The 12,631-nt window shown below is 71.9% G+C and carries 10 protein-coding genes and 1 pseudogene; 10 read left to right on the forward strand and 1 reads right to left on the reverse strand.

Annotation, left to right across the window (positions count from 1 at the left end; all coding sequences use genetic code 11):
* The first annotated feature begins 4 nt into the window (after positions 1-4).
* The 9 genes and pseudogenes from ACSNOD_RS20425 to ACSNOD_RS20465 form a co-directional block, all read left to right on the forward strand.
* On the forward strand, positions 5-1,117 hold the full coding sequence (locus ACSNOD_RS20425; RefSeq protein WP_436768439.1) for a hypothetical protein: 1,113 nt from the start codon (positions 5-7) through the stop codon (positions 1,115-1,117).
* A gap of 160 nt (positions 1,118-1,277) precedes the next feature.
* Positions 1,278-2,522, forward strand: a complete 1,245-nt coding sequence (locus ACSNOD_RS20430; protein ID WP_436768440.1) for an amidohydrolase — start codon at positions 1,278-1,280, stop codon at positions 2,520-2,522.
* A 135-nt stretch (positions 2,523-2,657) separates the two neighbouring features.
* Complete coding sequence (locus tag ACSNOD_RS20435) at positions 2,658-3,686, forward strand: BMP family lipoprotein (protein ID WP_436768432.1); 1,029 nt, start codon at positions 2,658-2,660, stop codon at positions 3,684-3,686.
* Positions 3,687-3,951: 265 nt separating this feature from the next.
* The gene (locus ACSNOD_RS20440) at positions 3,952-5,571 is read left to right on the forward strand and encodes an ABC transporter ATP-binding protein (protein ID WP_436768441.1); all 1,620 of its coding nucleotides are present in this window, start codon (positions 3,952-3,954) and stop codon (positions 5,569-5,571) included.
* A complete protein-coding gene (locus ACSNOD_RS20445; RefSeq protein ID WP_436768433.1) occupies positions 5,571-6,677 on the forward strand; it encodes an ABC transporter permease in 1,107 nt (368 codons plus the stop codon). The genes ACSNOD_RS20440 and ACSNOD_RS20445 overlap by 1 nt, the downstream gene beginning before the upstream one ends.
* Positions 6,674-7,966 (forward strand): ABC transporter permease, encoded by a 1,293-nt coding sequence (locus tag ACSNOD_RS20450; RefSeq protein ID WP_436768434.1) that lies wholly within the window; start codon positions 6,674-6,676, stop codon positions 7,964-7,966. Before ACSNOD_RS20445 ends, ACSNOD_RS20450 begins: the two co-directional genes overlap by 4 nt.
* Complete coding sequence (locus ACSNOD_RS20455; protein ID WP_436768435.1) at positions 7,963-8,373, forward strand: cytidine deaminase; 411 nt, start codon at positions 7,963-7,965, stop codon at positions 8,371-8,373. The genes ACSNOD_RS20450 and ACSNOD_RS20455 overlap by 4 nt, the downstream gene beginning before the upstream one ends.
* A 64-nt stretch (positions 8,374-8,437) precedes the next feature.
* Positions 8,438-9,715: a thymidine phosphorylase gene (locus tag ACSNOD_RS20460; RefSeq protein WP_436768436.1), complete on the forward strand. Its 1,278-nt coding sequence runs from the start codon at positions 8,438-8,440 to the stop codon at positions 9,713-9,715.
* A gap of 203 nt (positions 9,716-9,918) precedes the next feature.
* A pseudogene (locus ACSNOD_RS20465) lies at positions 9,919-10,209 on the forward strand (Uma2 family endonuclease); the annotation flags it as partial.
* A 9-nt stretch (positions 10,210-10,218) separates the two neighbouring features.
* Here the strand turns inward: ACSNOD_RS20465 and ACSNOD_RS20470 are convergent.
* The gene (locus ACSNOD_RS20470; RefSeq protein WP_436768437.1) at positions 10,219-11,514 is read right to left on the reverse strand and encodes an MFS transporter; all 1,296 of its coding nucleotides are present in this window, start codon (positions 11,512-11,514) and stop codon (positions 10,219-10,221) included.
* Positions 11,515-11,577: 63 nt separating this feature from the next.
* On the opposite strand from ACSNOD_RS20470, the gene ACSNOD_RS20475 reads away from it, so the two are divergent.
* A complete protein-coding gene (locus ACSNOD_RS20475; protein WP_436768438.1) occupies positions 11,578-12,564 on the forward strand; it encodes a LysR family transcriptional regulator in 987 nt (328 codons plus the stop codon).
* Positions 12,565-12,631 lie beyond the last annotated feature (67 nt).

Consider the following 12,631-nt stretch of genomic DNA (forward strand, 5'->3'; position numbering starts at 1 on the left):
GGGCGTGCCCGCGCAGGGGCGGGGGCCCCTCGGCGGCGGCGGGGGAGCGGCGCACCCCCAAAAAACACACGCCGAGCGCGGAGCGCTCGGCGTGGTCGTGTTGGCGCCCCGCGACCCCCTCACCCGCGCGCAGCTCCGCCGCATGGCGGACCTCGCCCGCGCCGAAGGGGTGACCGTGCGCTGGGAGGACGCCCGCGGCGGCGTCCGCGCCCCCGCCCGCACCGTCACCGCGCTGCTGCCGCTCCTCGCCCGCGCCCACCGCATCGTCGTCGGCGACCCGTTCTCCCGCTATGTGCAGCTGCTGCTGACGATGAGCAGGCCGCGCGAGCTGGTCGTGGTGGACGACGGCACGGCCACCATGGAGTTCGTGGCCCAGCTGGCGCGCGGCGAGCGCCTGGTCCGCTGGCACCGCTCCGGCCGGGGCGGCCGGAGCGCGCGCGAAACCCTCTTCGCGCCGGCCGCCGCCCTCGCGCGCCGCCGGCTCGCGCCCCGCGCGGGCCGGCGCGTCGAGGTGTTCACCTCGATGCCCGTGGAACCACCCGCGGGCATCGAGGTCACCGTCAACGACTACGCCTGGACCCGCGCCCGCTTCGGGCCGCCCACGGTCACCCGGGGCGCGGACCTCGTCGGCACCTCGCTCGCCGAGACCGGCGTGGTCGACGCGGACCGCTACCTCGACGCCGTCCGCGCGCTCGCCCGCGCCCACCGCGCCACCCGCTACTTCGCCCACCGCCGCGAGGGCGCCGAGAAGCTGCGCCGGCTGGCCGAGCGCACCGGCCTGGAAGTCGTCCGGCCGGAGCTGCCGCTGGAGCTGATCGCCCGCCGCGGCCCGATCGGCTCCACCGTCGTGAGCTTCCCGTCCACCGTCGTGCACACCCTGCCGCTGGCCCTCGCCGGCACCGGTGTGAAGGTCGTGGCCGTGGACGTGGACCCGGCCTGGCTCACCGACACGGCCTCGCCCCGGGCCCACGGTTTCCTGACGGGCGTCACCGGAAGCGCGCGCGACGCGCACGGGCTGGAGTCCGTACCATCGGACGCGGAGACCCCGCGATCACCGGAGGCGGCACGGCCTCCGCAGGCGGCTCGGGCCCCGGAGACCCCGAGGGCCCGGCACTGATCTACCGGAGCCGGACAACCCAATTCGACGAGATTACCCAGCGGAGCAACCGGGTATGCGTCGTGAGTCGAAATTTCCATCCCCTATCGGGCTGAACTTTAGTTGAACGAGGGGCAGTTGCCGAGCCGGGCGACGTACCCTTCACCGGGTGAAGCAACTGATGTCCCGCGAGTCCAACGCCGAACCGCCGCCGGAGGCCGAGCTGCCCGGCGCGCTCCCGCCCGCCCTGCGCGCCGAACTCATCGCGTTCCGCCGGGACTTGCACATGCACCCCGAGCTGGGCAATCAGGAGTTCCGCACCACCGCGGCGCTCAAGGGCAGACTGGAGCGGGCCGGTCTGCGGCCCCGTGTGCTCCCGCTCGGCACCGGACTGATGTGCGACATCCTGCCGGGCGGCCCGGACGCCCCCGTGAGCTGGGACGGCGTACGCCCGATGCTGGCGCTGCGGGCGGACATCGACGCGCTGCCGATCCCGGACACCAAGACCGTGTCGTACCGCTCCACCGTCCCGGGCCGGGCGCACGCCTGCGGTCACGACGTCCACACCACCGTCGTACTCGGCACCGGTCTGGTCCTCGCCGAGCTCGCCGCGCTGGGCCGTCTGCCGTACCCCGTACGGCTGATCTTCCAGCCGGCCGAGGAGGTGCTGCCCGGCGGCGCCGCCGAGGCGATCGCGGCCGGCGTGCTGGACGGCGTCGGGCGGATTCTCGCGCTGCACTGCGACCCCCGGGTGGACGTCGGCCGCATCGGGCTGCGCACCGGCGCGATCACCTCCGCGTGCGACCGGCTCGAGGTCACCCTGGGCGGCGCGGGCGGCCATACCGCACGCCCCCACCTGACCACCGACCTGGTGACGGCCGCCGCGAAGGTCGCCACCGAGGTGCCCGCGCTGCTCGCCCGCCGGGTGGACGCCCGCTCCGGGCTCTCCGTCACCTGGGGCCGGCTGGAGACCGGGCACGCCCCCAATGTGATCCCGCAGCACGCCGAGCTCGCCGGCACCGTCCGCTGTCTGGACCTGGCCGCCTGGCGGGAGGCCGCCGACCTGGTGCACGCCGCGGTCGACGAGGTCGCCACCATGCACCGGGCGAAGTCGCAGATCACCTACGTCCGCGGGGTGCCGCCGGTGATCAACGAGCCGGCCGCCACCGAGCTGCTGAGGGACGCCATGGTCACCCGGCGCGGCCCGCAGTCCGTGGAGGGCACCGAGCAGAGCCTGGGCGGCGAGGACTTCTCCTGGTACCTGGAGCACGTCCCCGGGGCCATGGCGCGCCTGGGCGTCCGCGCCATCGGGGACACCGCCCGCCGTGACCTGCATTGCGGTGATTTCGACGTGGACGAGGGGGCGATCGAGGTGGGCGTCGAGCTCTTCACCGCCGCGGCCCTGCTGGATGGCCATCGCGCGTAGGTTGCCCGGTCACCTCCGGTTCGCGTCGATCCGATAACGGCTTCGAAGAAGGGGTTTATCTGGCATCTACGCGCGTTACGATCGCCGCGAACCAGCGCCGGTCAGGGCGCTTCGAGCAAGTGAAGGGGTGCCCTCTTGCGCCGGGTTACCAAGATCGCTGCTGCGGGCATCGCCACCGCGGCTCTCGCATTCACCACCACCGCCTGCGGCTCGTCCTCCAACGAGGGCGGCGGCAAGGACAAGGGCGTCGGCCTCGCGTTCGACGTCGGCGGCCGTGACGACCACTCGTTCAACGAGTCCGCCGCGCGGGGTGTCGACAAGGCCACTCGCGAGCTGGGCGTCAAGTCCAAGATGATGACGGCCAAGAACAACGAGACCGACGCCGACCGCGAGCAGCGGCTCACCTCGCTGGCCGAGGCGGGCTACAACCCGGTCATCGGTGTCGGCTTCACCTACGGCAAGGCGGTCGGGAAGGTCTCCAAGGACTTCCCGAACACCACCTTCGCCGTGGTCGACTCCGTCGTCGAGGGCAAGAACGTCGACAGCATCGTCTTCGCCGAGCACGAGGGCTCCTACCTCGCCGGTGTCGCGGCCGCGCTGAAGTCCAAGACCAACAAGGTCGGCTTCATCGGTGGTGTGAACAACGCCCTGATCCAGAAGTTCGAGGCCGGGTTCATCCAGGGCGCCAAGGCGACCAAGAAGGACATCGAGGTCGTTCCGGAGTACCTGTACCCGAACAACGACAAGGGCTTCAACGACCCGGCGGCGGCCAAGGCCAAGGCCAAGGGCATGCTCGACCGCAACATCGACGTGATCTACACCGCTGCCGGCCAGTCCGGTGCGGGCTCCATCGAGGCGATCTCCGAGAAGAAGGGCACCTGGGCGATCGGCGTCGACTCCGACCAGTACCGCCAGCCCGGTCTCGCCGCGTACAAGGACTCGATCCTCACCTCCGTGGTGAAGAACGTCGACGTCGCCGTCTTCGACCTCATCAAGAGCGTCAAGGACGGCAAGCCGCTGACGGGTACGCACGCGTACACCCTCAAGGAGAACGGCGTAAGCCTCTCCTCCTCCGGTGGCTTCATCGACGACATCCAGGCCAAGATCGACGCCGCGAAGAAGGACATCGTGGACGGCAAGGTCAAGGTCAAGGACGCCCCGTAGTCCCGATCACCGCTGTCGGGGGTGAGGGCCGGTGCCCTCGCCCCCGCGGCACGTGGCGCCCCGCGCCACACACGCGAGGGCGGCCGTTCACCCGGACAGCACCCCCATCCAGGGGGCCGGGCCGGACGGCCACAACGCTACGCGCGTAGCGTGGAATTGACGCGGTAGCGTCACCCTCGCCCAGCCGGACGGCCCCTCCGATCCGGCCCCCCGTCCTTGCCCGGCCGACCAGGCCCCCGCTCCTTTCCCCTGAGGAGAGTGCGCCATCAAAGCGTCACACCCCGCGTCCGACCCCAGCCCGCAGGCTGCCGGTGCCGCCCCCGCCGTGGAACTCCACGGGATCACCAAACGATTCCCCGGAGTCGTGGCCAACCACGACATCCACATCACCGTGCGCCGTGGCACCGTCCACGCGCTCTGCGGTGAGAACGGCGCCGGCAAGTCCACCCTGATGAAGATCCTCTACGGCATGCAGAAGCCGGACGAGGGCACCATCACCATCGACGGCGAGCAGGTCACCTTCCACAGCCCGGCCGACGCGATCGCCCGCGGCATCGGCATGGTGCACCAGCACTTCATGCTCGCCGACAACCTCACCGTGCTCGAGAACGTCGTCCTCGGCGCCGAGAAGCTGCACGGCATCGGCGGCAGGGCCCGCGCGAAGATCAAGGAGATCTCCGACGCGTACGGCCTGAACGTCCGCCCCGACGTCCTCGTGGAGGACCTCGGCGTGGCCGACCGCCAGCGCGTCGAGATCCTCAAGGTGCTCTACCGCGGTGCCCGCACGCTGATCCTCGACGAGCCGACCGCCGTCCTGGTGCCGCAGGAGGTCGACGCGCTCTTCGACAACCTGCGCGAGCTCAAGGCCGAGGGCCTCACCGTCATCTTCATCTCGCACAAGCTGGGCGAGGTGCTCTCCGTCGCGGACGACATCACCGTCATCCGCCGGGGCACCACCGTGGCCTCGGTCGAGCCGGCCGAGACCACCCCCAAGCAGCTCGCCGAGCTGATGGTGGGCAGCGAGCTGCCCTCGCCGGAGACCCGGGAGTCGACCGTCACCGACACCCCGATGCTCACGGTCGACAACCTGCGCCTCAACGCCACCGACTCCGACGGCGTGGTGCGGGCCGTGCTCGACGGCATCTCCTTCACCATCCACCAGGGCGAGGTCCTGGGCATCGCCGGCGTGGAGGGCAACGGCCAGGCCGAGCTGGTCGAGGCCATCATGGGCATGCGCGACCCGGACGGCGGCGCGATCACCCTGGACGGCCGGGACATCAGCCACCTGCCGACGCGCAAGCGCCGCGAGGACGGCATCGGCTACATCCCCGAGGACCGCCACCGGCACGGACTGCTGCTGGAGGCCCCCCTCTGGGAGAACCGCATCCTCGGCCATGTCACCGAGCGGCCCAACAGCAGGAGCGGCCTGCTCGACCTGAAGGCCGCCCGCGCCGACACCGAGCGGATCGTCCGCGAGTACGACGTGCGCACCCCCGGCATCGAGGTCACCGCGGCCTCGCTCTCCGGCGGCAACCAGCAGAAGCTGATCGTCGGCCGCGAGATGAGCCACCGGCCGAAGCTGCTGATCGCCGCGCACCCCACCCGGGGCGTGGACGTCGGCGCGCAGGCGCAGATCTGGGACCAGATCCGCGAGGCGCGTCGTGAGGGCCTGGCGGTGCTGCTGATCTCCGCCGACCTCGACGAGCTGATCGGCCTGTCCGACACCCTGCGGGTGATGTTCCGCGGCCGTCTGGTCGCCGACGCCGACCCCGCAACGATCACCCCGGAGGAGTTGGGCTCCGCCATGACCGGCGCCGCGACCGGCCACCTCGAGCACCACGAGGGCCAGCAGGACGAGCAGCAGCGGGACGGGGGTGACTCCTGATGAAGAAGTTCGACAAGGACCGGCTGATCCTGGGGATCGCCGCCCCGGTGCTGGCCATCCTGGCCGCCCTGGTGATCACCTCGCTGATCTTCCTCGCCACCGGTGACGACCCGTTCCGGGCCTTCGCCGAGATGATCGACTTCGGCTCCAAGAGCGACAGCCAGGTCTGGATCATCAACAAGGCGGTCCCGTACTACCTGTCCGCGCTGGCCGTCGCCATCGGCTTCCGGATGAACCTCTTCAACATCGGCGTCGACGGCCAGTACCGCATCGCGGCCTTCTTCGCCGCCGTCGTCGGTGGCGCGCTCACGCTGCCCGGCATCGTCCAGATCCCGCTGATCATCATCGTGGCGATGCTGGTCGGCGCCGTCTGGGCGGGCATCGCCGGTCTGCTGAAGACCAGCCGGGGCGTCAGCGAGGTGATCAGCACGATCATGCTGAACGCCATCGCGGCGACCATCATCGGCTACCTCCTCCAAGACGGCCGGCTCGCGGAGAAGGAGGGCAACATCATCCACACTCCGGTGCTGCCGGAGTCCGCCCACTTCTTCGAGATCCCCACGCAGGACAAGCCGATCTACGGCTTCCTCGTGATCGCCGTGGTCGTCGGCGTCGCCTACTGGTTCGTGCTGAACCGGACCCGCTTCGGCTTCGACCTGCGCACCGTCGGCCAGTCCGAGTCCGCGGCCCAGGCCAGCGGCGTCAGCGTCAAGCGCATGGTGGTCACCAGCATGGTGCTCTCCGGCGCCATCGCCGGCCTCGTCGGCATGCCGACGCTGCTGAACGTCTCGCACAACTACGGCACCGACTTCCCCACCGGCATCGGCTTCACCGGCATCGCCATCGCCCTCCTCGGCCGCAACCACCCCATCGGCATGGCCCTGGGCGCGCTGCTGTGGGGCTTCCTGGAGCGCACCGGCACCCAGCTCGAGTTCGAGGGGTACGCCCAGGAGATCGTCGGCGTGATGCAGGGCGTCATCGTCCTGTGCGTCGTCATCGCCTACGAGCTCGTGCGCCGGTACGGGCTCAAGAACCAGCAGCGGAAGGTCGGCGAGCAGCTCGCCGCCCAGGCCCGCAAGACCGACAAGGCGGAGGTGTCCGCGTGAGCACGAACCTCACGGCCGCGGTCGCGAAGGGGCTCAGCGGCAAGAACAAGAACACGGGCGAGCGGCGCACGCTCTCCTACCCGGTGATCCTGCTGATCGTGGCGGGCGCGCTGCTGGCGCTCTCGCTGCTGCGGATCGTCACCGGCGCGAACGACCTGACCTCCTCCGGCCAGTACGCGGGCGCGCTCGCGGCCGCCGTGCCGATCGGCCTCGCCGGTCTCGCCGGCCTCTGGTCCGAGCGGGCGGGCGTCGTCAACATCGGCCTCGAGGGCATGATGATGCTCGGCACCTTCTGCGCCGGCTGGATGGGCTGGCAGCACGGGCCGTGGGCGGCCGCGCTGGCCGGCGTCATCGGCGGCGCGCTGGGCGGCCTCATCCACGCCATCGCCACCGTCACCTTCGGTGTCGACCACATCATCTCCGGTGTGGCCATGAACATCCTGGCCCTGGGCGTCACCCAGTACATGGCCAAGCTGTGGTTCGGCGCCGAGGGCAGCGAGGCCGCGGCCGCGGGCGGCAACGACAAACAGTCACCACCCATGGCCGACATGCCCACGTTTTCCATCCCGGGCGTCTCCGGCTGGCTCGGTGACATCGAGGACCACGACTGGTTCCTCGTCTCCGACACCGCCGGCATCCTGCGCGGCCTGGTCACCAACGTGTCCTGGCTGACGCTGCTCGCCGTGGCGCTCTTCGTGGGCACCGCCTTCCTGCTGTGGCGCTCCTCGTTCGGCCTGCGGCTGCGCTCAGCCGGTGAGAGCCCGGTCGCCGCCGAGTCCCTCGGCGTGAACGTCTACACCTACAAGTACGCGGCCGTGATCGCCTCCGGTGGTCTGGCCGGCCTCGGTGGCGCGTTCATCGCGATCGGCACGCACTTCTACACCGACGGCCAGACCGGTGGCCGCGGTTACATCGGTCTCGCCACGATGATCTTCGGCAACTGGCGGCCCGGCGGCGTCGCGATGGGCGCGGGCCTGTTCGGCTTCATGGACAGCCTCCAGCTGCGCGGCGGTGGCGACACCGTGCACGCGCTGCTGCTGCTCCTGACCGTGCTGCTGGTCGGCCTGGCGCTGTGGAAGCTGAAGTCCGGGCAGGTCAAGCCGGCGATCATCAGCGGTGTCGTGGCCGCCCTGCTGCTCGTGTGGTACCTCGCCACCGACACGGTGCCGCGCGAGTTCGTCGAGGCCACGCCGTACGTCACCACCCTGCTGGTGCTGGCGCTCTTCGCCCAGCGGCTGAGAGTGCCCAAGGCCGTCGGCAAGCCGTACAGGAAGGGCCAGGGCAAGTGACCTCCACCCCCGACGGGGCGGTCCACGACTGGGAGCACCTGCGCGGGCGGGCCCGGGACGCGATGTCCCGGGCCTATGCCCCGTACTCCGGCTTCCCGGTCGGCGCGGCGGCCTACGTGGACGACGGCCGCACCGTTTCCGGCTGCAATGTCGAGAACGCCGCCTACGGTGTCGCGCTCTGCGCGGAGTGCGGGCTGATCTCCGAGCTCGTCGCCACCGGCGGCGGCCGGCTCACCGCCTTCACCTGCGTGGACCGCCACGGCGCGGTGCTGATGCCGTGCGGGCGCTGCCGCCAGCTGCTGTGGGAGCACGGCGGCCCCGAGCTGCTCGTCGACACCGCGAGCGGCATACGGCCGCTGAGCGAGTTGCTGCCGGACGCGTTCGGCCCCGCCGATCTCGACCGCTGACGGCCACCGCTGACGAATCCGCCGGCGTTCGACGACGAACGCCGAGAAAGGCGAAAACCATCCCATGGACGCTATTTCCGTCATCCGTACCAAGCGTGACCGCGGTCGGCTGAGCGATGACCAGATCGACTGGATCATCGACGCCTACACCCGGGGCGAGGTCGCCCACGAGCAGATGTCCGCGCTCGCCATGGCGATCCTGCTCAACGGCATGGACCGGGCGGAGATCGCCCGCTGGACCGCGGCGATGATCGCCAGCGGTGAGCGGATGGACTTCTCGTCGCTCTCCCGGCCCACCGCCGACAAGCACTCCACCGGCGGCGTCGGGGACAAGATCACCCTGCCGCTGGCGCCGCTGGTCGCCGCCTGTGGCGCGGCCGTGCCGCAGCTCTCCGGCCGCGGCCTCGGCCACACCGGCGGCACGCTGGACAAGCTGGAGTCCATCCCCGGCTGGCGGGCCCTGCTCTCCAACGACGAGATGATGGCCGTGCTGCGCGACGTCGGCGCGGTGATCTGCGCGGCGGGCGACGGGCTCGCCCCGGCCGACAAGAAGCTGTACGCGCTGCGCGATGTGACCGGCACGGTCGAGGCCATTCCGCTGATCGCCTCCTCGATCATGTCCAAGAAGATCGCGGAGGGCACCGGCTCGCTGGTCCTCGATGTGAAGGTCGGCTCCGGCGCCTTCATGAAGAACATCGACGACGCCCGGGAGCTGGCCTCGACGATGGTCGGCCTCGGCACCGACCACGGCGTGAAGACCGTGGCCCTGCTCACCGACATGTCCACCCCGCTGGGCCTCACCGCGGGCAACGCCCTGGAGGTCCGCGAGTCGGTGGAGGTCCTCGCCGGCGGCGGCCCGGCCGACGTCGTCGAGCTCACCGTCGCCCTGGCCCGGGAGATGCTGGCCGCGGCCGGCCTGCCGGACGCCGACCCGGAGCGCGCGCTGCGGGACGGCACGGCGATGGACCACTGGCGGCGCATGATCGCCGCCCAGGGCGGCGACCCGGACGCGCCGCTCCCGGTGGCGCGCGAGCGGCACGTGGTGACGGCCGCCGCGAGCGGCGTGATCACCCGCCTCGACGCGTACGCCGTCGGCGTCGCGGCCTGGCGGCTCGGCGCGGGCCGCGCCCGCAAGGAGGACCCGGTGCAGGCGGGCGCGGGCGTGGAGCTCCACGCCAAGCCGGGCACGACGGTCACGGCGGGCCAGCCGCTGATGACCCTCCACACGGACACCCCGGAGAAGTTCCCCTACGCCCTCGAGGCGCTGACCGACGCGATCGACGTCGCCCCCGCGGGCACGGCCTTCACCCCGGCCCCGATCGTGCTGGAACGTATCGCCTGATCAGCGTTTTCCTCGTACGAGTGAACGGGACCGGTGGACCTCCACCGGTCCCGTTCGGCGTGTTGTCATCACTCCCGCACGCACCGAGGAGACCGGCATGAGCGCACGCCCCGTCGACCACCGATCGCCCACCAAGCACGGGTGGGACGACCTCGTCCGCCTCTGGGAGCAGGTGGACGCGCCCATCGGAAGCCGGGCTGCGGGACTCCGGCAGCCACGTTCCGCTGCCGGCCGCCGAACTGATCGTCGAGGTGACCTCGAAGTCCAACGCGAACCACGACCGGATCAGCAAGGCGGCGGGCTACGCGCGCGCCGGGGTCCCCCTCTATCTGCTCATCGACGCCTGGGCGCCCGGCGGCCCCACGGTCACGCTCTACGGCGAGCCCAAGGACGACGTCTACCGCGTCCTGCGGTCCGTGGCGTTCGGCGAGGAGATCCACCTGCCGGAGCCGTTCGACGTCACCCTCGACACCAGCTCGTTCCCCGTCGGCTGAGGCCGAAGGTCACGCGCGGGCGCGGGACGGGGTGGGGTGGGTCGCGCGGGCGCGGTGGGTGGCGTAGAGGGTGATCAGCAGCGCGCCCGTCACGGCCAGCAGGCCGAGGAGCACCGTCGCGGACCAGCCGCCGGCGTGGAAGACGATCGCGCCGAGCGTGCCGCCGACGGAGGAGCCGAGGTAGTACGCGGTCTGGTAGAGCGCGGACGCCTGGGCGCGGCCCGTCGTCGCGGCCCGGCTCACCGCCGAGGAGGCGACCGCGTGGCCCGCGAAGAAGCCCGCGGTGATCAGCACCAGCCCGGCCAGCACCGGGACCAGGGAGTGCGAGAGGCTGAAGAGCAGCCCCGCCGCGGTGGTGCCCACCGCCGTGTAGAGCGCCCCGCGCCGCCCGAGGCGGCCCACCAGCCGGCCGGCCGCCGCCGAGGAGACCGTGCCCACCAGATAGATCAGGAAGATCGAGCCCACCACGCCCTGCGGCAGGTTGAACGGTTCTTCGACGAGCCGGTAGCCGATGACCGTGTAGACGGCGCCGAAGACGGTCATGAACAGCGCGCCGATCGCGTACAGCCGGCGCAGCAGCGGGTCCGCGAGATGGCCGCGGACCGTGCGGGCGAGCGCCCGCGGCCCCACCGCCGACGGCGTGAAGTGCCGCGCCCTCGGCAGCAGCAGCCGGAACGCCACCGCGCAGACCACCGCGAGCGCGCCCACGGCGGCCAGCCCCGCGCGCCAGCCCCACACCTGCGAGACCCAGCCGCTGAGGATGCGCCCGGACATCCCGCCCAGGCTGTTGCCGGCCACGAAGAGCCCGATCGCGCCGATCAGCGCCTTGGGCCGGACCTCCTCCGCGAGGTACGCCATCGCCGACGCCGGCAGCCCGGCCAGCGCCACACCCTGCACGGCCCGCAGGCCCACCAGCCACCCCAGGTCCGGGGCGAGCGGCACCAGCAGCGAGACCAGCGCGGCCACGGTGAGCGAGGCGGTCATCATCGTCCGGCGCCCGAGGCGCTCGGAGAGCGCGCTCAGCGGCACCACGGCCAGGGCCAGCGCGCCGGTCGCCGCGGACACGGTCCAGCTCGCCTGACCGGGCGTCACGCCGAGACCGGCGGAGATGGCGGGCAGCAGGGCCTGGGTGGAGTACAGCAGGGCGAAGGTCGCCACACCCGCCGCGAAGAGGGCGAGATTCATCCGGCGGTAGCCGGGACCGCCGGGCCGCAGCTTGTCGTCGTGAACGGAGTCGGAAACGGGGAACTGCGTGGCAGAGGCGCCCGTCACGACGACGGACGCCCCGGTATCAACGGAGGGCATGACACGACCGTACGGAGCTCTCGGCTGATGCGTCCAATGCATGGACTCGTCATAATCGTTCCCATGGCGCATAACCGCAGCTCAGAGCCGTACGTGTCAAGGAGTCGTTACAAAGAAGACAAGGCTGCGACAGCCGATCTCGACCCCGGGTCGTGGCCGGCACTGCTGGCCCCGCGGCTCGCGCAGTTCGCCGGGGTGGCGCGCCACGAACACGTCACCCGCGCCGCGCGGGAGCTGGGCGTGCCGCAGTCGACGCTCAGCCGGGCCATGGTCCGGCTGGAGCAGGACCTGGGGGTCGACCTGTTCGCCCGCCGCGGCCGGACGGTCTCGCTCACCCCCGCCGGGCGCGCCTTCCTCGGCTCCGTGGAGCGGGCCCTCGCGGAGGTGGAGCGCGCGGCCGAGGCCGTCACCGCCGACGCCGACCCGGCCTCCGGCAAGGTCGCGTTCGGCTTTCTGCACACCCTGGGCTCCGAGACCGTACCCGGGCTGATCCGCGCCTTCCGCGCGGACCACCCCCGGGTGCGGTTCCAGCTCGTGCAGAACTACGGCGAGGCGATGATCGAGCGGCTGCGCGCCGGCGAGCTCGACCTCTGTCTGACCTCGCCGGTGCCGGACGCGCCCGACCTCGTCACCCGCCGGCTCGACGAGCAGCGGCTGCGGCTGGTGGTGCCGGAGGACCACCCGCTGGCCGGCCGCAAGCGGATCAGGCTGGCCGAGGCGGCGGAGGAAACCTTCGTCACCCTGGAGCCGGGCTACGGCCTGCGCAGGATCACCGACGCGCTCTGCGAGGAGGCCGGGTTCAAACCCAGGGTCGCGTTCGAGGGGGAGGAGGCGGAGACGCTGCGCGGCCTGGTGGCCGCGGGGCTGGGGGTGGCGCTGCTGCCCCCGCCGACGGCGCCGCGGCGCGGGGTGAGCGAGCTGACGGTGACCGCGCCGAGGGCGGTGCGGGAGATCGGCGTCGCCTGGCTGGAGGGCCAGCCGGACTCCGTCCCGGTGGCCGCGTTCAAGAAGTTCCTCCTCAGCCGCCGCGGCCAGCTGATCCCGCGCTGACGACCGAACGCCGGAGCGGACGCCGTACGGGCGTGGGCAGGGACGGGAGGCGATGCCGTACGGGGGT

The sequence above is a fragment of the Streptomyces sp. URMC 123 genome (genome assembly GCF_051386515.1).
GTDB lineage: Bacteria > Actinomycetota > Actinomycetes > Streptomycetales > Streptomycetaceae > Streptomyces.

Bases quoted from the DNA above. Each gene is read 5' to 3' on its own strand.
- ACSNOD_RS20445 (WP_436768433.1), top strand. From the start codon at position 5,571: ATGAAGAAGTTCGACAAGGACCGGCTGATCCTGGGGATCGCCGCCCCG.
- ACSNOD_RS20460 (WP_436768436.1), top strand. From the start codon at position 8,438: ATGGACGCTATTTCCGTCATCCGTACCAAGCGTGACCGCGGTCGGCTG.
- ACSNOD_RS20475 (WP_436768438.1), top strand. From the start codon at position 11,578: ATGGCGCATAACCGCAGCTCAGAGCCGTACGTGTCAAGGAGTCGTTAC.
- ACSNOD_RS20430 (WP_436768440.1), top strand. From the start codon at position 1,278: ATGTCCCGCGAGTCCAACGCCGAACCGCCGCCGGAGGCCGAGCTGCCC.
- ACSNOD_RS20470 (WP_436768437.1), bottom strand. From the start codon at position 11,514: ATGCCCTCCGTTGATACCGGGGCGTCCGTCGTCGTGACGGGCGCCTCT.